This is a genomic window from Geminocystis sp. (assembly GCF_041753295.1).
Lineage (GTDB): Bacteria > Cyanobacteriota > Cyanobacteriia > Cyanobacteriales > Cyanobacteriaceae > Geminocystis.
Map to the genome: position 1 here is coordinate 1 of NZ_JBGSUU010000054.1, position 25,165 is coordinate 25,165.

The 25,165-nt window shown below is 31.7% G+C and carries 22 protein-coding genes and 3 pseudogenes; 16 read left to right on the forward strand and 9 right to left on the reverse strand.

Annotation, left to right across the window (positions count from 1 at the left end; genetic code table 11):
- Positions 1-216 precede the first annotated feature (216 nt).
- Positions 217-2,142, reverse strand: a complete 1,926-nt coding sequence (locus ACEW8E_RS05620) for a transglycosylase domain-containing protein (RefSeq protein WP_373479357.1) — start codon at positions 2,140-2,142, stop codon at positions 217-219.
- Positions 2,143-2,405: 263 nt separating this feature from the next.
- Here ACEW8E_RS05620 and ndhC point away from each other — a divergent pair, with 263 nt between their 5' ends.
- The 5 genes from ndhC (at position 2,406) to ACEW8E_RS05645 (ending at position 4,847) form a co-directional block, all read left to right on the forward strand.
- Positions 2,406-2,768, forward strand: coding sequence for a photosynthetic/respiratory NAD(P)H-quinone oxidoreductase subunit C (gene ndhC / locus ACEW8E_RS05625; protein ID WP_373479358.1), 363 nt, complete (start codon positions 2,406-2,408; stop codon positions 2,766-2,768).
- Positions 2,769-2,866: 98 nt separating this feature from the next.
- Positions 2,867-3,610 (forward strand): photosynthetic/respiratory NAD(P)H-quinone oxidoreductase subunit K, encoded by a 744-nt coding sequence (gene ndhK / locus ACEW8E_RS05630; protein WP_373479377.1) that lies wholly within the window; start codon positions 2,867-2,869, stop codon positions 3,608-3,610.
- 3 nt (positions 3,611-3,613) lie between these two features.
- A complete protein-coding gene (locus ACEW8E_RS05635) occupies positions 3,614-4,141 on the forward strand; it encodes an NAD(P)H-quinone oxidoreductase subunit J (protein ID WP_373479359.1) in 528 nt (175 codons plus the stop codon).
- Between the two features lie 51 nt (positions 4,142-4,192).
- Entirely contained in the window at positions 4,193-4,462 is a 270-nt protein-coding gene (locus ACEW8E_RS05640) for a YciI family protein (RefSeq protein ID WP_373479360.1), read from the forward strand.
- Between the two features lie 88 nt (positions 4,463-4,550).
- Positions 4,551-4,847 carry a hypothetical protein gene (locus tag ACEW8E_RS05645; protein ID WP_373479361.1) on the forward strand — a complete coding sequence of 99 codons (297 nt, stop codon included), beginning with the start codon at positions 4,551-4,553 and terminating at the stop codon, positions 4,845-4,847.
- 75 nt (positions 4,848-4,922) lie between these two features.
- Here the strand turns inward: ACEW8E_RS05645 and glmU are convergent, their stop codons facing one another.
- From glmU to ACEW8E_RS05660, 3 genes are all read right to left on the reverse strand, one after another.
- Complete coding sequence (glmU, locus tag ACEW8E_RS05650; RefSeq protein WP_373479362.1) at positions 4,923-6,275, reverse strand: bifunctional UDP-N-acetylglucosamine diphosphorylase/glucosamine-1-phosphate N-acetyltransferase GlmU; 1,353 nt, start codon at positions 6,273-6,275, stop codon at positions 4,923-4,925.
- An 84-nt stretch (positions 6,276-6,359) separates the two neighbouring features.
- On the reverse strand, positions 6,360-8,750 hold the full coding sequence (locus ACEW8E_RS05655) for an ATP-binding cassette domain-containing protein (RefSeq protein WP_373479363.1): 2,391 nt from the start codon (positions 8,748-8,750) through the stop codon (positions 6,360-6,362).
- A 197-nt stretch (positions 8,751-8,947) separates the two neighbouring features.
- A complete protein-coding gene (locus ACEW8E_RS05660) occupies positions 8,948-10,201 on the reverse strand; it encodes a protein kinase (protein WP_373479364.1) in 1,254 nt (417 codons plus the stop codon).
- A 282-nt stretch (positions 10,202-10,483) separates the two neighbouring features.
- Here ACEW8E_RS05660 and ACEW8E_RS05665 point away from each other — a divergent pair, with 282 nt between their 5' ends.
- The 3 genes from ACEW8E_RS05665 to ACEW8E_RS05675 all read left to right on the forward strand — a co-directional run bounded on the left by ACEW8E_RS05665 (position 10,484) and on the right by ACEW8E_RS05675 (position 13,511).
- Positions 10,484-11,602 (forward strand): SpoIID/LytB domain-containing protein, encoded by a 1,119-nt coding sequence (locus tag ACEW8E_RS05665; RefSeq protein ID WP_373479365.1) that lies wholly within the window; start codon positions 10,484-10,486, stop codon positions 11,600-11,602.
- A 291-nt stretch (positions 11,603-11,893) separates the two neighbouring features.
- Positions 11,894-12,304: a photosystem II protein Psb27 gene (psb27, locus tag ACEW8E_RS05670; RefSeq protein ID WP_373479366.1), complete on the forward strand. Its 411-nt coding sequence runs from the start codon at positions 11,894-11,896 to the stop codon at positions 12,302-12,304.
- 184 nt (positions 12,305-12,488) lie between these two features.
- Positions 12,489-13,511: an aspartate-semialdehyde dehydrogenase gene (locus ACEW8E_RS05675; protein ID WP_373479367.1), complete on the forward strand. Its 1,023-nt coding sequence runs from the start codon at positions 12,489-12,491 to the stop codon at positions 13,509-13,511.
- 232 nt (positions 13,512-13,743) lie between these two features.
- Here the strand turns inward: ACEW8E_RS05675 and ACEW8E_RS05680 are convergent, their stop codons facing one another.
- Complete coding sequence (locus tag ACEW8E_RS05680) at positions 13,744-15,171, reverse strand: NAD(P)/FAD-dependent oxidoreductase (RefSeq protein ID WP_373479368.1); 1,428 nt, start codon at positions 15,169-15,171, stop codon at positions 13,744-13,746.
- Between the two features lie 255 nt (positions 15,172-15,426).
- Between ACEW8E_RS05680 and ACEW8E_RS05685 the strand changes: the two genes are divergently transcribed.
- Both ACEW8E_RS05685 and ACEW8E_RS05690 read left to right on the forward strand, forming a co-directional pair.
- Positions 15,427-16,944 (forward strand): type II CAAX prenyl endopeptidase Rce1 family protein, encoded by a 1,518-nt coding sequence (locus ACEW8E_RS05685; RefSeq protein WP_373479369.1) that lies wholly within the window; start codon positions 15,427-15,429, stop codon positions 16,942-16,944.
- A 78-nt stretch (positions 16,945-17,022) separates the two neighbouring features.
- A complete protein-coding gene (locus tag ACEW8E_RS05690) occupies positions 17,023-17,865 on the forward strand; it encodes a YwqG family protein (RefSeq protein ID WP_373479370.1) in 843 nt (280 codons plus the stop codon).
- Positions 17,866-18,109: 244 nt separating this feature from the next.
- Here the strand turns inward: ACEW8E_RS05690 and purE are convergent, their stop codons facing one another.
- Positions 18,110-18,643 carry a 5-(carboxyamino)imidazole ribonucleotide mutase gene (gene purE / locus ACEW8E_RS05695; protein ID WP_373479371.1) on the reverse strand — a complete coding sequence of 178 codons (534 nt, stop codon included), beginning with the start codon at positions 18,641-18,643 and terminating at the stop codon, positions 18,110-18,112.
- Positions 18,644-18,744: 101 nt separating this feature from the next.
- Here purE and ACEW8E_RS05700 point away from each other — a divergent pair, with 101 nt between their 5' ends.
- On the forward strand, positions 18,745-19,725 hold the full coding sequence (locus ACEW8E_RS05700) for an ABC transporter ATP-binding protein (protein ID WP_373479372.1): 981 nt from the start codon (positions 18,745-18,747) through the stop codon (positions 19,723-19,725).
- Between the two features lie 116 nt (positions 19,726-19,841).
- On the opposite strand, the gene ACEW8E_RS05705 is transcribed toward ACEW8E_RS05700, so the two are convergent.
- The 3 genes and pseudogenes from ACEW8E_RS05705 to ACEW8E_RS05715 form a co-directional block, all read right to left on the reverse strand.
- Positions 19,842-20,123: a type II toxin-antitoxin system YafQ family toxin gene (locus ACEW8E_RS05705; protein ID WP_373479373.1), complete on the reverse strand. Its 282-nt coding sequence runs from the start codon at positions 20,121-20,123 to the stop codon at positions 19,842-19,844.
- Positions 20,120-20,344 (reverse strand): hypothetical protein, encoded by a 225-nt coding sequence (locus ACEW8E_RS05710; protein ID WP_373479374.1) that lies wholly within the window; start codon positions 20,342-20,344, stop codon positions 20,120-20,122. Before ACEW8E_RS05710 ends, ACEW8E_RS05705 begins: the two co-directional genes overlap by 4 nt.
- A 71-nt stretch (positions 20,345-20,415) precedes the next feature.
- Positions 20,416-20,733: pseudogene (locus ACEW8E_RS05715) on the reverse strand (type II toxin-antitoxin system Phd/YefM family antitoxin).
- A gap of 69 nt (positions 20,734-20,802) precedes the next feature.
- On the opposite strand from ACEW8E_RS05715, the gene tyrS reads away from it, so the two are divergent.
- The 5 genes and pseudogenes from tyrS to ACEW8E_RS05740 all read left to right on the forward strand — a co-directional run.
- Positions 20,803-22,017, forward strand: coding sequence for a tyrosine--tRNA ligase (gene tyrS / locus ACEW8E_RS05720; RefSeq protein ID WP_373479375.1), 1,215 nt, complete (start codon positions 20,803-20,805; stop codon positions 22,015-22,017).
- Positions 22,018-22,272: 255 nt separating this feature from the next.
- Entirely contained in the window at positions 22,273-22,509 is a 237-nt protein-coding gene (locus ACEW8E_RS05725) for a hypothetical protein (RefSeq protein ID WP_373479376.1), read from the forward strand.
- A gap of 19 nt (positions 22,510-22,528) precedes the next feature.
- On the forward strand, positions 22,529-22,780 hold the full coding sequence (locus ACEW8E_RS05730) for a type II toxin-antitoxin system RelE/ParE family toxin (protein WP_373479378.1): 252 nt from the start codon (positions 22,529-22,531) through the stop codon (positions 22,778-22,780).
- A 17-nt stretch (positions 22,781-22,797) separates the two neighbouring features.
- Positions 22,798-24,437, forward strand: a pseudogene (locus ACEW8E_RS05735) (DNA methyltransferase).
- Between the two features lie 441 nt (positions 24,438-24,878).
- Positions 24,879-25,165, forward strand: a pseudogene (locus ACEW8E_RS05740) (CTP synthase); the annotation flags it as partial.

A 25,165-nucleotide genomic window follows, 5' to 3' on the forward strand; every position in this document is an offset into this window, starting at 1 on the left:
CAAGTTACGAGCGATCGCTCGTCGGCTCTGGTACACAGCACGCCTCTGTGATAATTTAAGAGAGTAATAAAGATACGTGCGCGTAGCGTGCCTTCGGCATCACCTTATCTAAAAATCATACTTTAATTCAGCAACGCCCAAATTTTATTTACTGGGTAAATCATAACAGATATATTCAAAAATGTAGCCTAATATATTAAGTTTTGTAACGGTATATTAAGGTTTTGGTTTAGTAAATTGAGAAGCAGAAGGAAAATACTTAACAGGTTCATTTTTTAACGCCGTATTCATAAATTGTCGCCAAATAGGTGCTGCATAACCACCTCCTGTAACTCCTCTTCCTAAACTGCGGTTAAAGTCATCATTACCAATCCATACTGCCGTGGAAAGTTGGGGTACATAACCCACAAACCACACATCACGCTCTCCAGATGTAGTACCTGTTTTACCTGCTGCAGGTCTTCCAATATTAGCGTTAGCTGCCGTACCACCATTAATAACATTTTGCAATGAACTTGTTAAAGAAGCGCTAGCCCATTCATTTAGCACTAATTGAGGTTTAGGGGTGTTATCTAACATCACGTTACCTAAACTATCACTAACTTGCATTATCATCGTTGTCTCTGACTGCCAACCATTATTAGCAAAAGTCGCATAAGCCTTAGCCATCTCCATGGGGGTTACACCGATAGGGCCTAAGGGTAATGAAACCACAGGTTGTAATGGACTTTTTATGCCCAATGTACGACACACCTCAATTACTTTATCTAAACCGACTCTTTGCCCCATTACCACCGCAGGAATATTAAGAGAATTGGCTAGGGCATTATTAATAGTAACAGATCCACCACCACCGCCACCGCCGTAGTTTTGAGGACGGTAATATCCACCACCTTCTCGAAAACCTCTGGTATAGTTAGGAATAACTGAATAGGGGGTATATTTACCAGTGGCAAAAGCTGTATAGTAAACAAAAGGTTTAAAAGCAGAACCGGGTTGACGACGAGATTGTAATACTCGGTTAAATTGACTTTTTTCATAATCAATTCCTCCTACTACCGCTTTAACAAAATGAGTGCGAGGATCAATAGAAACTAAAGCGACTTGATCGGCTCTAACCCCTGACGCTCTTAAATTACCATGGGCTTTTTTGACAATGGCTTCGGCTTCCATCTGTAATTTATAATCAATAGTTGTTTGAACATTGATACCACCTTTAATGACAGTTTCCTGTCCAAATCGTTTAATTAATTCTTCTCTAACGGCATCGGTGACATAAGGTAACTTACTACTTTGCCATGCTTTAGATTTACCAATTTTCAAAGGAGTTTTTTTTGCTTTTTCTGCTTCCTCGGGAGTAATCCAACCTAAATCTGCCATTCGATTAAGTACAAGAGCTTGTCTTTTTTTTGCAATATCATAATTAGCAAGAGGACTATATACTTCGGGAGCTTGTATTATTCCCGCCATCATCGCCCCTTCAGGTAAGGTTAAATCTGCTGCGGATTTATTAAAATAGCTTTGGGCTGCGGTTTCTGCACCATAATTATTATGTCCCCAATAGATGTTATTGAGATACATTTCTAAAATTTGATCTTTTGAGAAAACTTGCTCTACTCTAACGGCTAATACTGCTTCTGCTAATTTACGAGAAAATGTCCGTTGATGAGATAGAAAAACATTTTTCACTAATTGCATCGTTAAAGTGGAAGCCCCTTCTGTCACTCCACCACTTTTAAAGTTAACGACTACAGCTCTAGCTATACTAGCAGGATTAATCCCATTATGATAATAAAAACTACTATCTTCGATAGCCATTACTGCTCGTTTTAATTGCGGAGATAGTTCATTTAAAGGTACACTGGTTCTGTGCTCTTCCCCGTGAAAAGTAGTTAATAATAATCCCTTGACATCATAAATGTAGCTAGTTTGAGAAGGTACATAATTATTCAATACTCTTACGTCGGGTAAATTCCGAAAACTAATGGCTAAACCAACCATACCTCCAGCAATAGCAGATGTACTCAACAAAGTTAAACCAAGAAATGTACCTCCTGCCGTTTTGACAATACCTAGGAGAAAACTTTTTGGGGTATGGGGTTTTTGATGATTAGTTTTTCTGTTTATGGTGGTAGATGACACAGTATTTAACAAGTAAGTAGATCTAATTAGATAGAATTTTAACAATGGTATAACAGTTTAGTCCAATATTAATATATTTAACTAGCTATACGAATATATTTAACTAGCGGTTCATCAACCGCATAAAGCTCTTATAATATATCAAGATTTAAGTAAAAAAACTCAAAATATTCGCAATTTTGCGTTAAAAGTTTTATATTTAGACTTAAACTATTTTAGTAGATAAAATTATTAATTTGTTAAAGGAGTATAGTAATTAAACGATGTTTGTTCTTACTGGTTATGAATATTTTTTAGGTTTTTTGATCGTTAGCAGTTCAGTGCCTATCTTAGCTTTAACTGCCTCTAAATTATTACGTCCAAAAACGGGAGGTCCTGAAAGACTTACGACTTATGAGTCTGGTATGGAACCTTTCGGCGGTGCATGGATTCAATTTAATATCCGTTATTATATGTTTGCCTTGGTATTTGTCGTTTTTGATGTAGAAACAGTCTTTCTTTATCCTTGGGCGGTAGCTTTTAATACTTTAGGCTTATTAGCATTCATTGAAGCACTTATTTTCATTACAATTTTAGTGGTTGCCTTAGTTTATGCTTGGCGTAAAGGGGCTTTAGAATGGTCATAATCATTGAATAATTGACAATGGAATGAATAATGAATCTTTTTTCGGGTCTTAAGGATAAGTTACCTTAAAATATAGATAATGCTATTTTGTTTAAATAAATTATGAATAATTCCACTCCAGATTTAGCTACACTACAAACACAAGCTAAGGATAAAATACTTAATCCCATAGCTAGAAGTCAGGTGACACAGGATTTATCAGAAAATATTATCCTTACTACCGTTGATGATTTACATAATTGGGCGAGGCTTTCTAGTTTATGGCCTTTACTTTATGGGACGGCTTGTTGTTTCATCGAATTTGCTGCATTGTTAGGCTCTCGTTTCGATTTTGATCGTTTTGGGTTAGTTCCTCGTTCAAGTCCCCGTCAAGCAGATTTACTCATTACTGCGGGTACTGTTACCATGAAGATGGCCCCTGCTTTAGTCCGTTTATATGAAGAAATGCCAGAACCTAAATATGTAATTGCTATGGGTGCTTGTACTATTACTGGTGGTATGTTTAGCAGTGACTCTACTACAGCCGTTCGTGGTGTTGATAAATTAATCCCCGTAGATGTTTATATTCCGGGTTGCCCTCCTCGCCCTGAAGCCATTTTCGATGCTGTGATTAAATTAAGAAAAAAAGTAGCTAATGAGTCTATTCAAGAGCGCGGCACTCTTCAAGCTCAAACCCATAGATATTATTCTACTACCCATAATTTAAAAGTGGTTGAGCCGATTTTAACAGGGAATTATATGCGTAGTGAAACCAGACAAAATCCACCAGCAGAATTAGCTGCAGCAATGGGTTTACCTGTATCACCCACCTTGGAAACCACTAAAGCAAAACAAGAGGTATAATCTATGACAGAAGTAAATAATACTCCCGAAAATATCGAAAGTGCGCCCATTATTCAAGCTGGTGTTACTTCTCAATGGTTAACAGAAAATGGTTTTGATCATGAATCCCTCGAAAAAGATCATATCGGGGTAGAATTGATTAAAGTTGAACCTGAATATCTAATTCCTATCGCTACGGCTTTATATGCCTATGGATTTAATTATCTTCAATGTCAAGGTGCTTATGATTTAGGTGCAGGTAAAGAATTAGTCAGTTTTTACCATCTTATAAAAGTAAATGATAATGTTACTGAACCTGAAGAAGTCCGAGTTAAAGTATATCTTAATCGAGAAGATCCCAAAATACCTTCTTTATATTGGATTTGGAAAGCCTCGGATTGGCAAGAAAGGGAAAGTTATGAAATGTATGGCATTGTCTATGAAGGACATCCTAATCTTAAACGTCTTTTAATGCCTGAAGATTGGGTAGGTTGGCCTTTACGGAAAGATTATATTTCTCCTGATTTTTACGAACTTCAAGACGCATACTAATAATTAACAATTAACAATTAACAATAATTACTTTTTACTTTTTATTTTTCAATGACTTGGTTTGTTAAGATTGAAAAAGGTATCGTTTCTAAAGCAAAATTTGATCTATATGTGGATGATCATATTGAGTATGTTAATCAATTAATTATAGATGGTCATGAGGCTAAAAGCGGTTATTGGGCTGAGTTAGGCGGTGGTATGATGATTTTTAAAGCTAATTCCCGGCATGAGGCTGAATTTATTGTTACAAATGATCCTCTTGTGAAAAATGGTTGTGTTGAATATGAGCTACATCAATGGAGAATTGTAATAGGTATGTAGAATAAAAGCAAGTAGTAAAATGAAATTAGGGAGTAACCGTTAATTACTCCTCATCAATATTTGTCAATATCTTAATCAGGATTTTAACATGAGTACCATAACAGATAACGATTTAAGAGAATTAAAGGATTTAATCAACTCCAAATTTGAGCAAGTTGATCGTAAATTAGAGAAAATAACCGATGAAATTATCACGTTAAAAGTTGAGATAGCTACTGTCAAAGAGGGGCAAAACGGCATTAACAAAAGATTAGATGAAACTAAAGACGCACTTAACAAAAGATTAGATAACCTTGATTTTATCGCTCGGAGTGTAATAGGAGGAATTATCGTGGCTTTATTGGCTGGTTTATCTAAAATGCTTTACCCTAACTTATTCAGCTAATTTAATCCAAAGACTTGAAATATAGTTTTCTTGATTATTCCTCTAACTCCTAACTCCTCTCTCCTAACTACTCTGTTACTTGGATTTCATTTTCCAATTTTCAATTATTCTTTGTTTCTCTCTGGCGATCGCTAAGCTATTATTAGGTACATCATGGGTAATTACTGAACCTGCGGCAACGGTTACATCTTCTCCTATGGTTACGGGTGCGACAAATACACTATTACTTCCTGTTTTAGTGCGATGGCCAATGATAGTAGGATGTTTTTTGACTCCGTCATAATTAGCGGTAATTGTACCTGCACCGACATTAACTTGATTACCTAAAGTAGCATCACCGATATAAGATAAGTGAGCGATGTTGGTTTTAGTTCCTATAATGCTTTTTTTTATTTCAACAAAATTACCAACTCGACAATTTTCTCCTAATTGCGCACCACCTCGTAAATGTGCATAAGGACCAATTTTACTATTTGAAGAAATTTTACTATCAATAATCACGGAATACAAGACATTAATATTTTCCCCAAGTTGACTATTTTCAATCAAACAATTAGGACCAATTTTACAACCAGAAGCAATGGTGGTATTACCTCTTAAATGGGTTTGTGGCTCGATAATGACATCTATACCTAATTCAACGGATTCATCAATAGTCACACTATGAGGATCAATTATAGTAACACCTGCCATCATCCATGCGTCTTTAATTCTTTGTTGTAAAATCTCGTAAGCCGCACTTAATTGACGACGATCATTTATACCATTAATTTCGGAATAATCATCTACATCCAAAGCCATAACTTGATCTAAATAATCAAACACTTCCGTAAGATAATATTCTTGTTGATCATTATTAGTGCTTAATTTTGGTAAAACTTCCCGTAATTTCTGCCAATTAAAACAATAAACTCCAGCATTGATACGTTTATTTTGTTTTTGAGTAGCATTACAATCTCTATCTTCAATAATTGCCGTTACTAAGTTATTCTCATCACAAAAAACTCTACCGTAACCTTGAGGATTGGGTAAATTAGCCGTTAAAAGGGTGGCGGAGTTATTATTTTCTTGATGAATAGTCACCATTTTTTGCACAGTTTCAGGACGTAGTAAAGGTACATCACCATTTAAAACTAGCAAATCTCCTGAAAAATCATCTAAATGGGGAATTAATTGTTGAATTGCGTGGCCTGTGCCTAATTGCTCGGTTTGTTCAACAAATTCGACTTGTGGAAGGTAATTAAGGGCATTTTCAATTTGTTTACCTTCATAACCAATAATCACTAATTGGCGATCAGGTTGCACAAGATTACAACTATCTATAGCTTTTTCCACAAGACTTTTACTTCCTAATAAATGTAAAACTTTAGGAAGTTTAGACTTCATTCTAGTTCCTTTTCCTGCGGCGAGAATTGCTACTGCTAACATGGGGATAATCTGATATTCGTTCGCTTTTGAGTATATATTAACAATGGACAATGGACAATAAAATTTTTTTGTGTTTGTTTGTGATTAAAGAATGTCTTTTCTTTTTTGCATAATCCAAGTTATCAATAAATAAATTAAACTATGTAAAATTAAAATTTGCCAATTTAAAGTTAAATTATCCCACTGAGGATTATATACTTCGGTAATTTTAAAAGGTGCTTCAACTTTTGTACCATCGGGTAATATTTTTACTTCAGGTACTAATTTATTAATATTAACTAATGAACCATAAGCACCTACAGACCAACGACTTATCATTGACCATGACAAATATTTACCAAAACCTTCAATCTTAAATAACACTCCAGAAAAGATAATTTGGGGTAATAAAAGTAAGGGTAAAGCGCTATTCGCTTGAGTGCTATTTTTTACCGTAGCTGAAATCATTAAACCTAAACAAATAGAGGCAAAAAGGGTTAAAAAACTGGTGATACTAACTCCTGCTAACCAAGAAATTGTTTCAGATTTTGGAGGAGAAAAAGCCAATAAGATTACTCCTACCATCAAGATAGTTTGTAAAAAAGCAAGGGCGCTTAATACTGTAATTTTAGATTTTAAATAAGCGAATAAATTAAGATTTACTAGCCTTTCTCGTAAGTAAATATCATTTTCTTTGATTATTTCTTGTAAAGATGTGGCTAAACCAACCCAAATAGCGGCAGAAGTAAAGACAAATAAAACAGTTTGAGCTAAAGGTGCTAGGGCTGGATCTGCTTCTTTTCCTAAAATAAAAGGCTCTTTTTTTCTAATCGCTAAATCAATTAAAAATATACCTATTGGTGCTGTTAATAATGAGATAATTAAATTAACTTTATCTCTGACAATTAGTTGATAGTATCTTTGACATAAAATTAATAATTGTTTGAAGAAATTGCTTTTAACTTTTTTTGGTTTAACGGTTACTTTACTTTGATGATCTGTGCCTAGTTTTTGAGTAATATATTTATCATAATATTTAGAATCTTTAAACCTATTTGCTGTGTCTAAAACTGCTTTTTTATTATCTAATTTAATATAAATATCGGCAAAATCCCCTGTTTTTAATTCAAAAAAATTATGCCCATCTTCATAATTACCAAAATAACATAAATTTCCTCCTTGACCTAAAAATACAAGGCGATCGCAAAGATTAATATTAGTAGTTGCATGGGTAACGAGAATAACAGTTCTCCCTTGATTTGCTAACTTTCTCAGTAATTGCATCATCTTTTTATCCAACCCCGGATCTAAACCAGAAGTAGGTTCATCAAGGAAAAATAACTTTGGATCTACTAATAATTCTACACCAATTGAGACTCTTTTTAGCTGTCCTCCGCTCAAATTTTTAACAAAAACATCACGTCTTTCTACCATTTCAATATCAACTAAAGTTTTCTCAATAATTGAATCAATATCTGCATCAGCGGGTAAACGTAATTTAGCAGTGTAACGCAAAACTTCTTCTACTCTTAAGTCACGATGAATAATATCAGATTGAGGCACATAACCAATTTGATTACGATAAATATTGAAGTTATTTCTTAAGTTTTCTCCGTTTAAATATACTGTACCTGAAGTTGTCGGTTCGATACCTAATAAAGTGCGCATAAAAGTTGATTTTCCTGCACCACTTCCTCCTACTAAAGCAATTAATTGCCCCGGTTCAATGGGTAAAGAAATATTATTTAATAAAGTGATAGATTTTCCTTGTTTATCCTTAACAATTCTTAAAATATTTTCAGCATCTAAGCGAATATTATCCCCATTATCAGCGATTAATAATTCATCTCCATGAATAACAAGGGTATAGGGTGCAATTTTAATAACAGATCCTGATTTTACATTAATTTTTCCTTCTACTTTAATATCATTAACAAAAATACCATTACTACTATAATCATAAAGTATATATTCCCCTTCACTTTGATAATCAATGACTGCGTGTTTACGAGATACAGTAGGTGCAATTAATTGTAAATTTGCTGTTTTATCTCTACCTAAAACTATAGATTTTTCTTTTAATAAAATAGATTTTTGATTAATATTTTCTACAAAAAAACTCTTAGTGGGATCAAAAAATTGAATAGTTACTAAAATATTTAGATTTTGTCCAATTCTCAGGGTATCACCGCTATTTAAACAATAACCACCTTTTGGAGTAATTAAAGAGTTATTAATAAATAGTTTATTACTACTGGGATTTTCACCATCACCATCATAAATAAAATAGTCGTTATTAACTTTAATAATAGTAGCTTGACAACGACTAATAACTGCCCAATCAGAAGGTAATAATAAATCAGCAAATTGTGGATCTCTTCCTAAAATATGTTGATTTTTAGTTAACTCAAAATAAGGTGAAATTTTGCCCTGATTATTAATAATAATATAAGGATTTGTTGCTAAAACTGTAGAATTCTCTGGAAAATTATTCATCTAAGATATAATATTTTTATTTGAGTTTAATCTTAAAAATTTATTTAATAAAGTAATTGACAGTCAATCAACAGATAATTGACAACAACTTTTTTTGATTTGTTAGTTATTATCTCTATTTTTGGAGAAAATATTTACTGAAAATTTATCAACATTTTAATATGAGTAAATGAAGATGCTTAACTATTGATAACTCCTTATAAATCAATAAATTCTTTTTGAATCCATCCTGTCACCCCTGATTCTGGATGATATACTTTATACCAAATAATTCCTTTTTTATCGTATTCACTACCTAAAATTTGTATAGCTTGTCCTGTAAAACCATATCCTACAATACGAGAATTAGTATTATTTTCAGAATAAAGGCTAATATTATTAGACATTCCTCCAATTTTTCCGTAACCTTTGTTTGTGTTATATTGAGGTAAAGTTTCAACAATAGTAGGTGTTTTTTTTTCCGTTATCGTTATTAACAAACTTGCGAATACAGACATCATAAAAGTTATCAAAATTGCCAAGATAATTATAGAAAAGTTTTTCTTACTTGATGCTATAGAATTTACTAAATTATCATCGGTATCAGAAACAGAAGATAAAGTCGTTTTTTCAGGAATATAATTATTTTGCGTTTTCAAAAAAGTTTGTAAATCATCATACATTTGATTAGCGGTAGCATAACGAATACTCGTATCCATGGCGATAGCTTTAATTAAAATGGCAGCTAAAGAAGGGTTAACATTCGGTAAATAAGTATTAGCTTCCAATATTTGTGTATTGGCATCATGATGAATTTCCATGGGTAATTTACCTGTCAAACTATAAATCATTGAGACAGCAAGGCAATACAAATTACCTAAAAAAGAAGTCCTCATCATATACTTTTGATAAAGAGTAAATTCTTCTGGGTTTGTCATCACAGAATCTATTTGAAAATCTCTATTAGGAAGTAATGAATTTATGCTAATTATTTCTTTAAATGTACCGAAATTAATTAACACAGGTTTATTATCTGATTCTCTTAAAATAATATTTTCAGGTTTTATATCTTGATGAATAATATTCCTATGATGAAAATATTTAAGGGTAACTAATAAAGAAGATAAAATAGTTACACATTGTTTTGAACTTATAATACCTAATTGTGTTAAATTTTTTCCTTTAATATATTCTTCCACTAAATAATATTTTCCATCTTTTTGAAAATAATTATATATTATTGGTATTTGATGAAAGTTTTTTCCTAACTTCGCTAAAGTAGAAGCCTCTTGATTAAATAAGTTTTCGATAATTGTCGGTGAAATTTGCTCAAGATTTGAGGGATAAAAACATTTTAAAACCACTTCTTTCTCAGGAGACATTTGTCTATCTTTAACTAAAAAAGTTTCTACAAAATCACTGCTACTAAGTTGTTTAATAATTTCATAACGATTTAAAATTTTTAAAGACATCTCCTTTGGTAATAATTCTCTGAATATTAATTACTCTGATACAAGTATAATCTTTACGGGTAAATATTAAATTGTGAACAAAAATACTATCAAACTCATCTTTAAATTTGATCAAACATGACAATTTTTTGGGCTATGGACATAGAAAATTAAATTTTGATTCGATTATTTGTATCTTAACCTGCCATTAAGGAAGAAAATAGCTTACTATCATGGAAGATTGAAACTGATTAAAAAATAACAACGTCCTAAAGCCTACAGTAAATAATATTATTAATCAATATGTGGATCAAATTTCTTTTAAAAATAACTTCTAAATTAAGTTTTATTACTTTTCTCCTCCTCATTTTTACCACTTCTGCTCAAGCCACTTTAGAATTACGAGTAGGCATCAAAAAAGGTGTTAGTAACTTACAAATCGGAAGCTCAACTCCAGCCGTAATTAAAGATAGTACCAGAAAAACTATCGGACAAGTAGATGGTATGAATTCTTTTGTCGCTAAACCTAGCGGTGGTAAAGTTAGTCTTGCAGGATGGAACTCTAATAGTATATGGTTAGAACCTAGTGGTGATGGTGTTGTTTGGGTTGGCGATCGCTGGTATCGTGGGAGAGTGTTATTAACTCGTCAAGGTAGTGGAATTACTGCCGTTAACTATGTGGATATGGAAGATTATTTATATAGCGTTGTAGGTGCAGAAGCAGTACCGAGTTGGCCTCAAGAAGCCTTAAAAGCCCAAGCTGTAGCCGCTCGTACCTACGCATTATATAAACGTAACACAAGTAAAAATAGTGTTTTTGATCTTGATACCACTACCGCAACTCAAGTCTATAAAGGATTAGGTAGTGAATACACGACAACTCATCAAGCAGTACAAGCTACTAATGGGCAAATTATGACTTATAACAATCAACCCATCTTAGCCGTATTTCATTCTTCATCAGGTGGACATACAGAAAATGTGGAAGATATTTGGACATCACCACTACCATATTTAAGAGGAGTTGTTGATTACGATCAAACATCCCCCGTATTTCAATGGAATAAAAGTGTTTCTCTTTCCTCTATTAGTCGAGTTGTTGGCGGTGTCGGTAATATTAGAGAATTAAGGGCTCAAAAAACCACCCCTCAAGGTAGAGTTATTACTATGCAAATAGTTGGCGATCGCAGTACAAAAACCGTAGCAGGAAGCGAGTTAAGAAGTGCTTTAGATTTACGAAGTACTTTGTTTAGAGTTTCTCCCTCTGGTAAGACATTACAAGTATCAGGTAGAGGATTTGGCCATGGTTTAGGGTTAAGCCAATGGGGCACTTATTACCTAGCGAAAAATAACGTTGATTATCGACAAATTCTTGGACATTACTATCAAAATGCACGACTAGCTACCATGAAAACAAGATAGGAGAAAAATATTTTTGGCTCTACTACTTCTGTTCGTGATAAATTATGTCTAAAAAAAGGTGTCAGGTATCAGGTATTAGGTTAAATTCAAACTGTTAATTTATAATAATTGCATTTTTAAAATACTCAAAGCCATACTGATTAAAGTTTACATTAATTATTTTCTATTAATTTGTCATAACTACTGTAGGAGAGCCATATTTTTAGTCAACAAAAGTAATAAAATTCCTAATTTCCATGAACCCATAACTGATAAAATCAGAGAAAATAAAAAATATCGTTATAGATAAAAATGATTAAATCTTTTGTATCGAAACTTTTAACCTTAGCCTTAGTTATTACCATTAGTTTTATCAGCTATATAGACATTGCATCCGCTAATTTAACAGGGAAATATACTGAAGATACCATTGCCGTATTAGAGTGTTTAAACACTGCCATCGAACTTCCCGATGACACCGATATTCAGACAAAAAAAGCGACTCAGAATGAAGCTAGAAAACAAATTAATGATTATATTTCCCGTTATCGCAAAGATACTAAATACGGAGGCTTAAAATCTTTTACTACCATGCAAACCGCTTTAAATTCTTTAGCTGGTTATTATACATCTTACGGTAATCGTCCTTTACCTGATAAACTCAAAACTAGACTTTCTCAAGAGTTTAAACAAGTAGAATTTGCCCTCAAAAAAGGATACTAAATAAAAAAACAATTAACCAATTAACAAGGAATAATTAATTGATCTTCAAGGCTTAAATACTATTTTTTACTAATAATTAAATATTATTTTTTATAGTTGAAACTTTGTACAGATTGTAATTTGAATTGCGTCAATTTTTTATAATAATTTGATTGAAAAATTTATATATTAGGAGGATAATTATTTGTCTAACGAAGTTAATGTTGCCATTTTAGGTGCAACGGGGGCGGTAGGTACAGAAATTATTGATTTGCTAATAGAGCGTAATTTCCCCGTTAAAAATTTAAAATTATTATCTTCTCCTCGCTCCGCAGGGCAAAAAATCCCTTTCAAAAATGAGTTAATCGAAGTAGAAGCCGTTGATGAAAATTCCTTCAAAGACGTTGATATAGTCTTAGCATCTGCTGGAGGTTCGACTTCAAAATACTGGGCGAATACCATCGTCTCATCAGGTGCAGTTATGATTGATAACTCCAGTGCTTTTCGCATGAATGACGAAGTTCCCTTAATCGTACCTGAAATCAATCCTGAAGCCGCTTTTAACCATAAAGGAATCATTGCCAACCCCAATTGTACCACTATTTTAATGGGAGTTGCTATCTATCCTTTACATCAAATTCAGCCTATTAAAAGAATTATAGTTTCTACTTATCAATCAGCCAGTGGTGCTGGGGCAAGGGCGATGGAAGAAGTGAAAATTCAAAGCCAAGCCATTCTTAACGATGAAAACCCCGTAGCCGAAATATTGCCCTATCCTTTAGCCTTCAATTTATTTCCTCATAATTCACCTATTACCGAGAATAATTATTGTGAGGAAGAGATGAAAATGGTTAACGAAACTCACAAAATTTTTGGAGATAATAGTTTGCGTATCACCGCCACTTGCGTTAGAGTACCAGTTTTAAGAGCTCATTCAGAAGCTATCAATATCGAATTTGCGCAACCTTTTTCTATCAATAAAGCAAGGGAAATTATCGCTCAATCCTCTGGGGTAAAATTAATAGAAGATTGGGATAAAAATTATTTTCCTATGCCTATAGATGCCACTGGAAAAGATGATGTTTTAGTGGGTAGAATTAGACAAGATATTTCTAATGAAAATTCTATCGAACTTTGGTTATGTGGTGATCAAATTCGTAAAGGTGCGGCATTAAATGCGGTACAAATTGCAGAATTATTAATCGAAAAAAATTCGCTTAAATCTTAGTTAAAACTTAGATAAATTTCTCCTTTAAAAAACATTAATAAAATTTTGTGGGGTGGGCATCGCCCTTCAAATTAATGCTTTCCTGAAACTATGGTTTTCTCAAATTATTTTATTCTTATTTTAAATTACTATAATTTAATTAGGCTTTCCTTAAAAAGTATTAAGTATTAGGTATTATTTAAAAATCATTGATTTTAATAGTTTTCTGATTCTCATGGGCAAAGGTTATTTATCAAAATCCTAACCAACGACGAAAACGGAAAAAGTTATTTAATAATTGTTGTAAAGATTTATTTTGTGCATATTTTTGTTTAGTAAAAAGTAATCCTGTTTTACTATTAATTTCGCTTAAAGTTGGGTAAATATGAATACCTGTTAAAGCTGTTACTTTAAGATTATTTTTCATCGCTAAAACAATTTCATGGATTAATTCTCCAGCAGATTTTCCGATAATTGTTGCACCTAAAATGTCACCTTTTAAAGTTACAATAATTTTAGAAAAACCTTTGATATTTCCTTCTGTTTGCGCTCGATCAACTTCCTTCATTTCTTGTTTTAAAATAATGATATTATCTCCATAAATTTCTCTAGCTTGGCTTTCATTTATCCCCACTCTAGCTAATTCTGGAGAAGTAAAAGTTGCCCAAGGAATTACTCGATAATCAACATTTTTTGTGGGAAAAAATAAGGCATTTTGTAAAATAATTGTGGCTTCATATCCCGCTACATGGGTGAATTGATAACCACCAATCACATCACCGCAACCATAAATTTTTTTATTGCTAGTTTGCAGTTTATTATTAACCTCAATTCCCTGATGATTATATTTAACTTTTGCTTTTTCTAAGTTAAGAGATTTTATATTTGGAGTGCGCCCAATAGAGACTAAAATTTCTTCCGCAATTAACTTTTCACCGTTAACAAAAACAACTTTTTTCCCGTCAATTATTTCTACTTTTTCTGCCTTCGCCGATTTTATTATTTTGATGCCTTCTTCAATAAATTGATTTTCAATGATTTTCGATGCTTCTGCGTCTTCTTTGGGCAACAGTTGATTTCTACTGGCTATTATCGTTATTTGCACCCCTAATCTTCTTAATGCTTGTCCTAGCTCACAGGCGATCGCACCACCACCCATTATAATTATAGATTGGGGTAACTGTGTTAAAGAAAAAACTTGCTCATTAGTGATAAAACCAGCCTCAGATAAACCAACAATATCGGGAATTTTAGGGCTTGAGCCTGTAGAAATGACGAAATTTCGGGCTTTTAATAGTTTTTGGTTAACTTTAAAAGTATTTTCATCGATAAACTCACCATCTCCAAAAATTACATCTACACCTAAGCCTCTAAATCTTTCTGGAGAATCATTAGGTTCAATAGTACTAATAACTTTTTCTACATGACTAATAACTTCAGAAAATTGAATTTGTAGATTATCGTGATAAATCCCTAAATTATGACTATTTTTCACATCATAAGCTATTCTACTACCATGAATTAAGGATTTACTCGGTACACAACCATACCAGAGACAATCACCTCCTAAACGATGTTTTTCCACTAAAACCACTTTCGCTTTTAGTTGTGCGGCGGCACTTGCAACGACTAATCCACCAGCTCCACCTCCAATAATAACTAAATCATATTCTTTTGTCATTTTTTTTGATCATGTTTTTTGATATTCTACCTTGAGAAAATGATGAAAACCTTAGTTATGGATGAATTTTTGATGAAAAAATAATTAGCCAAAAAGTCTGTTTGACAACAAAAAAAAATCTTGCTATAATCATTTTTAACTATCAACAATTGACCATCAACTATCAATATTTAGGGGCTTAATCTTTCGAGTCCCTAAATTTTTGTGTATTGTAAAGAATGGGTATAAATTACGTTTTGTTAGGATAAAATTTTTATGAATTGGAAGCGATCGCTGTTGGCTATTCTTACTGTAATATCAATGTACAGTGTCTTTTTTTCCCTAAGTCAAAGTTTAGGTGAACCTCAAGTTCAATCTCAGTTAGAATTATATCAAACTAATTTAATCCTCAACGCCTCATCCTTAAATCAATCATCTAATCCTTTAATTTCCGACAGTGGAAATATAGGAAATATCACCGAAAGTTTAATTGGTACAGATCCTTATGCTGTAGCACAAGCTCAATACGAAAAAGCCTTAAAAGTAACAGAAGATTCTTTGCATGATTTAGATATTAAAAATAAATCTATTTTAGAAACAGGGGAAGTTATTGCATCGGAAAGCCCTAGACAACAATTAAAACAAAATATAACACAAAATAAAAAATTAATTAATAACCTTAATATCAAGTTAGGAATTATATCAGCTAAAAATAATAAATTAAATATAGCTAATAATTATTGGTTGAATATTTCAGATCAAGAATTAAAAAAAGTTTTAACTAATATTTGGAATAAAGAGCTAATAATTGATGATAAAGCAGAAGAAATTGTTAATAAAAAATTAGATGGTTGGTTTCAATTAAATACTTTAGCTCAATTATATGAGCATCAAAATGATCAAGTTAAGTTATCAGAAATTAAGTTACAACAAAAAATATTAGCGGAAAAATCAGTTTATCGATTATTTATTTTAAGTATTATTCCCGTGGTTGGTGGTTTAGTTGGTTTTGGGTTAATTATCTTCTTAATTATTCAATTAGCTATCAAAAAACAAACCTCTATATTAGCAACTAATTATAATCAAATATGGCAATCTCCTTGGGATTGGGAAACTATTTGGCAAGTATTTATCGTAGGTTTTTTCTTCCTTAGTCAAGTTTTATTACCCTTATTGTTTGGCTTGAGTGGTTTTAATCCTAGTGGTTTAGGTATTAAAGGAAAAGCCTTATATGTCTTAATTAGTTATTTTTTCATGGCTGGAGGAGGATTATTAGTTTTATATCTATCCATAAAATCTTTTTTTCCGTTACCCGAAGGTTGGTTTAAATTAACCCATAAGAAATGGTATTTATGGGGAATAGGAGGTTATTTGGTAGCCATTCCTTCTGTCTTTTTAGTATCGATTCTTAATCAACAATTATGGCAAGGAAGAGGAGGCAGTAACCCACTATTATTATTAGCGTTGGAATCTCAAGATAAATTTGCCTTAGCAATCTTTTTTATCACCGCTTCTATTGCCGCACCTATTTTTGAAGAAATTATGTTTCGTGGCTTTTTACTACCTTCTCTCACCCGCTATTTACCCCTTTGGGGAGCAATTATCGCCAGTGGTGTTATATTTGCTATCGCCCATTTAAGTTTAGCCGAAACCATACCATTAGCCACTTTAGGCATTATCTTAGGTATAGTTTACACCAGATCTCGTAGTTTATTAGCCTCTATAACTTTACATAGTTTATGGAATAGTGGTACGCTTTTTAGTTTATTTGTATTAGGTAGTAAAATCAATTAACAAAGAAAAAATATAAATTACAATTATTTCTTTTATAAAATTATAATCAAATCTTTTTTTGCTATATTTTGATCAAAAATGTCTAATTCATTATTATTTGATTTACCGAAAGAATTACAACCATTTCATCAAGCCATTGAAAATACATTATTAGATTATTTACAAATAAAAATTACTCCCATAACGGTAAACAATAACATAAATACATCAACCTTATTATGGCAAAATAAATTTGGTGGATTACCTTATTTACCAAAAAATAAACAATATCCTCTTAATGATAAAGGCAAATATTTACGTTTAGTTGCTCAACTAAATTTTACTGAGATTCAGAAACTCAAGGATTTTCCTACATCGGGTATTTTACAATTTTTTATTGATAGCAATGATGATATTTATGGATTAGATTTTGATAACCCCATTTCTCAAAAAGGTTTTAGAATTTTATACTATCCAGAAGTTGATAAAAATACTAATAATTTAATAACTGATTTCAGTTTTTTAGGTAATTTAGCTGAAGATTCTTATTTTCCTATTCGAGGAGAATTTACTTTAGAATTTACTCTAAATCAAGCGACTATATCTCCTTATGATGAATATTTTAATAACTATTTACCTGAATTAAATCGAGAAAATAATGATTTATTATTAGATATTTATGGAGAATATTATGAAAATAAATTTAATAGTATAAAACATCAATTAGGAGGTTATCCTTATTTTACTCAAAGTGATCCTCGTTTTGCTATTTCAAAAGACAATGAACCTTATCAATTATTATTACAAATTGACTCAGAGTATTTTGGTGATGGTTTAGACATTTGTTGGGGTGATGTGGGAATTGCCAACTTTTTTATTCAACCTTCAGCTTTGAAAAAATTAGATTTTTCTCAAGTTTTATATAATTGGGATTGTACTTAAGTTTTAATTAAATAAACTATTTAAGTATTTGACGCATTTAACTCAGATCTTGCACCTCGTTAAAAATTAACTGGTGATGCTAGGGCAAAGGGCAAGGGGCAAAGGACAAAGGGATTAAAATTGACTCAAACTATACTAAAATTGATTTTTTGACTTTTGTTTATTAAGTATTTTTGATCTGATGCAAGATCTCAGTTATATTCTTCATCGCACATTAATATCTTTAATATATGCACTTAAGTTGTTATAAAGGTAGTTTTTGTTTTAAATATTCTTGATAACCTAACTTATCCAATTCTGATTGTTTATCAATTACCATCTTTTCGAGATTTTTACTATAAATTTCAACATGAAGTAATAATTTTGGTTGCTGACTAGCTAAAATTCTGATGGCTAATAAACCAGCATTTTCGGCATTACCAATGGCAACTGTCGCAACGGGAATTCCTCTAGGCATCTGTACAATAGAGTACAAAGAATCTACCCCTTGTAATTGTTTAGTTTGTACTGGTACACCAATCACAGGTAAAGGGGTTAAAGACGCTACCATACCGGGTAAATGTGCCGCACCTCCTGCCCCTGCAATAATCACTTTTAATCCTCGTTTATGGGCATTTTGGGCATATTCTATCATCCTTAAGGGAGTTCGATGGGCGGAAATAATTTCTACTTCATAAGCTACGACAAACTCTTCACAAATGGCGATCGCCGCTTTCATGGTGGGTAAATCAGAATCACTACCCATAATAATACTAATTTCGGGGGATTGTAAAGACATGAATTATTTACTCTTAAATGAGGTAATAAAAAAACAAATTAAGTGATATAATTAAGATTAAAAAGTTTGTATAAAACTAATTTTTTTCTGTAAAAATAATTATGAATTCTACTCTTAATATACCTTCTTCTACAAACATATCAGATAAACCAGCAGTGGTTGAAACCTATCAATTAAGTAAAATTTATCGTACAGGTTTTTGGATGAATACCAAAGTACCTTCCTTAAAAGATTGTACATTAAAAGTGTATCAAGGAGAAACTTTTGGTTTATTAGGACCTAATGGTGCAGGAAAAACAACGTTATTAAAGACTTTATTAAGCATTATTAAAGCAACTTCAGGAAAAGCCTTATTATTAGGGAAGCCATTAGGAGATAAAACCGTTAAACAAAGAGTAGGTTATTTACCAGAAAATGCTTATTATTATGACTTCTTAACGGCATGGGAATTTTTAGGTTTTATTGCGGATTTATTTCAGATTCCTAAATCACAGCAAAATCAGAAAATTTTATATTTATTAGACTTAGTTGGATTAGCGAAAAATACCGCACAAAAAAAGCAATTAAGACAATATTCTAAAGGAATGTTGCAAAGAGTAGGTATGGCACAAGCCTTAATAAATGATCCTGAAATTGTCTTTTTTGATGAACCTATGTCTGGTTTAGATCCCATGGGACGTTATCAAGTTAGACAAATTATACTATCTCTCAAAGAACAAGGCAAGACTATTTTTTTTAATTCTCATGTGTTATCTGATGTTGAAAAAATATGCGATCGCATAGCGATTTTAGCACGAGGAGAATTATTAAATATTGGTTCATTAGATGAAATTTTAGGAAAAAAAGAGAGTTATCATGTAATAGTAAAAGGAGGAAAAGAAGACGATTTTAAACAGTGGTTAATTCACCTAAAACAAGAGAATGATTTTCTCAGTGGAGAGTTAAAAGGCAATGAAAACGAATTTTTAAATTATCTACAAACTACTAAAAGTAAGTTAATTAGCATGACTTTAAATCGAGATTCTTTAGAAGAATATTTTATTCGTATTTTAGAAGAAAAAGGAATCACCTCTAGTCAATAAACTGATAATGATAACGAGCTTGTAAAAAATAAACTCGATTTTCTATTACTTTATAAACTAATCTATGCTCTAAGTCAAGTAGAAAAAGATCTGTATTTGATAAGCTATAATTATGGTCAATAAACTTCATCATGGTTACCAATATCGACTAAAATAATCACCATATCATTAGACTCAGTATCCTTACTAAGAGTAAAAATAATACGATAGTCATAACTCACTGAACATGACCAACATTTAGCTAAATTTCCTGTTAATTTATGAGACTTCAAAGAAGGTGTAAAAGGGTCATTTTCTAATAAATCTAATACCTCTAATATTTTATCTTGTAGTTGTGGACTCTTTTTTGTTAAACGTTTAAAGGCTTTCTTAAAACTCTTTTGCGCTACTAAATTCATTCCTCTTCATCTTCTAATAAATAGGCTTTTATTTCTGCTGATGTCCCTTTTTTTACTTTACCCGCTCGAAAATTTTTCACAATTGTTTCTGCATTCTTAGCTATTTCTAAACGCCTTTTTTCTATCCGTCTTTTCTTGATTAAATCAAATAAATAATCTTGGTCTTCTAATGATAAATTTTCTATAGATTCAATTATGTTTTGAAAATAAACTACACTCATTTTATGTTACCTACATTCATTATTAGCATAATATATTCTGTTTTTTTCTGCTACCTAAAACTATTATTATTTTAGGCTTTTTCTGACTCAATTCCCAACTCCTCTTTTAATTCTGTCACAGTTTGCGATTCTTGCTCTGTTTCTCTTGCCCATGCTAAGGAATCAAATAGCTTTTGAGCATTTTCTGGGGTGCAGCGTAGCTGTGCCTTTTGGCATCGCAATAGATAAACACACTCAAGTAAACTAGAAAGCTCATTTTCAGCAATTAAAGCGATATTTTTACCATTACGACGATTAATGACCATAATTTAACTTTGATCATAAACTTGATCCAATATAGTAGCTAAATTCGCCCTTAAATTAGAATAAGTTGTTTCTTTTGTTAACATAAGCGATTAATCTAAAACTCGTACAGCTTTATTGTACAATACTTCTTTTTACATTTATTTGAAATAAAAATGACTAATAATAATTTTGCATGGTTACATAGAGGAATTACGGAAATTTTCCCAAATCAATCAGACTCTGAAAATATTACCGAAAATTTAACGCAACTTTGCTTGAAAAGTAGTCGCCCTTTGAGGGTAAAATTAGGAATTGATCCTACAGGTACAGATTTACATTTAGGTCATAGTATTCCATTTCGTAAGCTAAGAGCATTCCAAGATCAAGGACATACCGCCATTGTAATTATAGGGGATTTTACCGCCCAAATTGGTGATCCCACAGGAAAAGATAAAGTTAGAAAACAGTTAACCCCTGAAGACGTTAAACAAAACGCCGAAACTTATCTTAACCAACTCCGCCCCATTTTAGATTTTGATACTCCCGATCGCCTCGAAATAAGATACAATTCTGAATGGTTATCTAGTCTCAATCTTGCCAAAATCCAAGAACTATTAGCTACCATGACAGTACAACAGATGTTAGCTAAAGAAGGTTTTAATAATCGCTACACCCAAGAAAACCCTATTTATCTCCATGAATTTCTTTATCCTTTAATGCAGGGTTATGATTCTGTAGCCGTAAATGCAGATGTAGAATTAGGTGGTACAGATCAAAAATTTAACATCGCTGTTGGTAGAGATTTACAAAAATATTTTGGACAAAAACCTCAATTTGGTGTCTTATTACCCATTTTAATTGGCACTGATGGAGAGCAAAAAATGTCGAAATCTCTTAACAATTATGTTGCCTTAAAAGATGATGCTTTATCTATGTATTCTAAACTCGAAAAAACCCCCGATTCTTTACTAACTAATTACTTTGAATTATTAACTGATTTGTCTTTAGCACAAATTCCCGAAAATCCCAGAGAAGCACAAAAATTATTAGCCTTAGAAATAGTTTCTCAATATCACGGTAAAGAAGCCGCTTTAACTGTGCAAAAAACGGCATTAGAACTTATTAGCAATCAAAATTTAGCTAATGCCGAAGCTGTACCCGAATTTTCTTTAAATAACGTCGAATTTCCCGCCAAATTGTTCTATATCCTTAATGTCAGTGGTTTAGTTAATAGTAGCGGTGACGGTAGAAGGCAAATTCAAGGCGGTAGTGTTCGCTTAGATGGCGATCGCATTATAGATCCCAATTTAACTATAGAAACCCCTTCAGAATTAGCAAATAAAATCTTACAAGTAGGCAAGAAAAAATTTATCCGTTTAATCTCGTAATTATATGATGACAATAATAAACTTAAATAAAAAATAAGATTTATCAAAATCAAAAATAAGCTAAAAATACTATCAAATAAGAGAAGTAAAATAATTTAAAAAAATATCATGAAATACTTGACAAATTCAAATAAATATTGTTATAATTAAGTTAATAAAATAAGCCACCTTTTCTTGACCCGTTGCGGTCGGGGAGGGGTGGCTTGTGTGTAAAAAAAAGAATAAATCATCAGAAAATAGTAAGCAAGAAAAATAATGAATCAAGTAACTTTATCAGAAAATATTTTTATGGGAATCTTGCAAATTTCTCAGGAATTAAATTTATCTGTTAATCAATTATTAGAAGAAATTAATCAAGGAAAATTAACCGTTATTAATACAGAAGAATTAGAAGATTTAATCGATTTTAGAGATACAGTTTTAGCAGAAAATAATCCAAAAAATGACGAAAGAATATCTTGGGAAGATGTCAAAAAAGAGATAAGTTTATAAACTTATCTCTGAGTATAAAATTGAATTTTTAAAGACTGCAAAAAAAGAATTAGCAAAATTACCAATTAATATTCAGCAACGAATTAGTAAAAAAATTGAATCTCTCAAATTTAATCCTTATCCTGCTGATGTTAAACAGCTAAAAAATAGCAATGGAATATTACGAATAAGAGTCGCTGATTACCGCATTATTTATCGTCTCGAAAATGATGTTTTAGTGATTGTGGTTATCAAAATTGCTCATCGTAGTAAAGTATATAAAGATTTATAAATAATTATTTAGAAAAAATGACTCTCAACAATCAACTTTTTTATGGAGATAATTTAGAGGTTTTAAGAAGACATATTAAAGATGAATCTGTGGATTTATGTTATATTGATCCGCCCTTTAATTCTAAGCGCAATTATAACCAAATTTATAATAATATTGGTAAAGAAGATCGAGCTCAAGCACAGGCTTTTATTGATACTTGGACATGGGATGATTTAGCTAATTTAGGTTTAGCAGAAATTAAGGAAAATTATCAAGGAAAATTCACCAATCAAAGTATTGATTTAATCTGGGGATTAGAGAAAGTTTTAGGTAAAGGAAGCCTCTTTGCTTATCTAGTAAATATGACTTTAAGAATAGCAGAAATTCATCGAGTTTTAAAGCCAACGGGGAGTTTTTATCTTCATTGTGATCCCTTGCGTCTCATTATTTAAAATTAGTTTTAGATGCCATTTTTTGCTCTCAAGGAGGTGATTTTATCAATGAAATTATTTGGAAAAGAACAACATCTCATAGTGATGCAACTAAAAGATTTGGACGTAATAATGATATTATTTTTTTCTATGTCAAAGATGCTAATAATTATTTATGGAATCCTCAATATGGCAATTTATCAGATAAAAGAATTACTAATTATAATTATCAAGATAGTGATGGAAGATTATGGGCTAGTGGTGATTTAACAGCAAAAGGTTTAAGTGGTGGTGGTTATGAATATGAGTATAAAGGCGTAAAAAATTATTGGCGTTGTCCACTAAAAAAAATGGAACAATTAGACGCAGAAAATAGGTTATATTTTACATCAAAAGGAGGTATTAGAATTAAACGTTATTTAGATGAAAATAAAGGGCAATTAATTCAACAAGTTTTTGATGATATTCCTCCTATTTCTTCTCAGGCGAAAGAAAGATTAGGTTATCCAACCCAAAAACCAGAAGCATTATTAGAGAGAATTATCAAAGCAAGTAGTAACGAAAATGACGTAATTTTAGATGCCTTTTGCGGTTGCGGTACAACCATCGCTGTTGCCCAAAGATTAAACCGAAATTGGATAGGAATTGATATAACTTATCAAAGTATTAGTTTAATATTAAAGCGATTAGAAGACACATTTGGCAAAGGAGTTTTAGAAAAAATTAACCTTAATGGTATTCCTAAAGATATAGAATCCGCCTCCGCTTTAGCCTTGAAAAAAGATGATCGTACTCGCAAAGAATTTGAAAAATGGGCAGTTTTAACCTACACTAATAATCGTGCCACCATTAACGATAAAAAAGGTGCAGATAAAGGTATTGATGGTATCGCATTTTTTGACGGCGGAAATAATCAACCAGAAAAAATTATAATTCAAGTCAAATCAGGCAAGGTAAAATTAGGAGATATTAGGGATTTATTAGGTACAATTGCCATAAACGAAGCAACTTTAGGAATTTTTATTACTCTTAATCAGCCCACAAAAGACATGATTAAAACTGCCAAAGAAGCAGGAATTTATAGAAGTAAATTTATGAGTAATCCTGTAGATAAAATTTCTATAATCACAGTAAAAGACATCATAGAAGAGCAAAAACGCCTTGATATAAGATTAGTTTTAGAAGTGTTAAAATCCACTGGAAAACAACAGGAAATTAAAAGTAATCAAATTCCACTTTTCTAATTCTTTTTCTCTAATTTTAAAAAAAAATCGACAAAAATCAAAGAATCCCCTTGACAATATTTGACATTTTTGTTATTATTTAGAGAATGGGAGGCCTAACAATTTTGTTTTTAAACATTCAGACTTATATTATTTTATTTATACTTTATATTATTGCGAAAAAAAAGGAAAAAGTCAAGGAAAATCGAAAATTTTTTTATGAAGAATCAAAATTAAGTAAAATCAACATAATTTGAATATAATAAGCCACAATCGACAAAAATTAAGATATTTCCCTTGTGAGAAGGATGGTAAGAGTTGACAATAAACAATAAATAATTGACAGTTGACAATGAACAATGAACAATAGACAGTTGATATATAGTCATCAAGTCGTTACTTTCGATGATTGTCATGGATAAAACTTATTGATTATTAATTCTTAACTATTTACTATTGAAAATGACTAAATTTGTATTTGTAACAGGCGGTGTGGTTTCTAGTATCGGGAAAGGCATTGTGGGTTCTAGTTTAGGACGTTTACTCAAATCTCGCAACTATTCCGTTTCTATCCTTAAACTTGATCCTTATATTAACGTAGATCCAGGGACAATGAGTCCTTATCAACATGGAGAAGTATTTGTTACCGATGATGGTGCGGAAACTGATTTAGATTTAGGGCATTATGAGCGTTTTACCGATACTTCTTGTTCTCGTCTTAATAGTGTCACCACTGGCTCAATTTATCA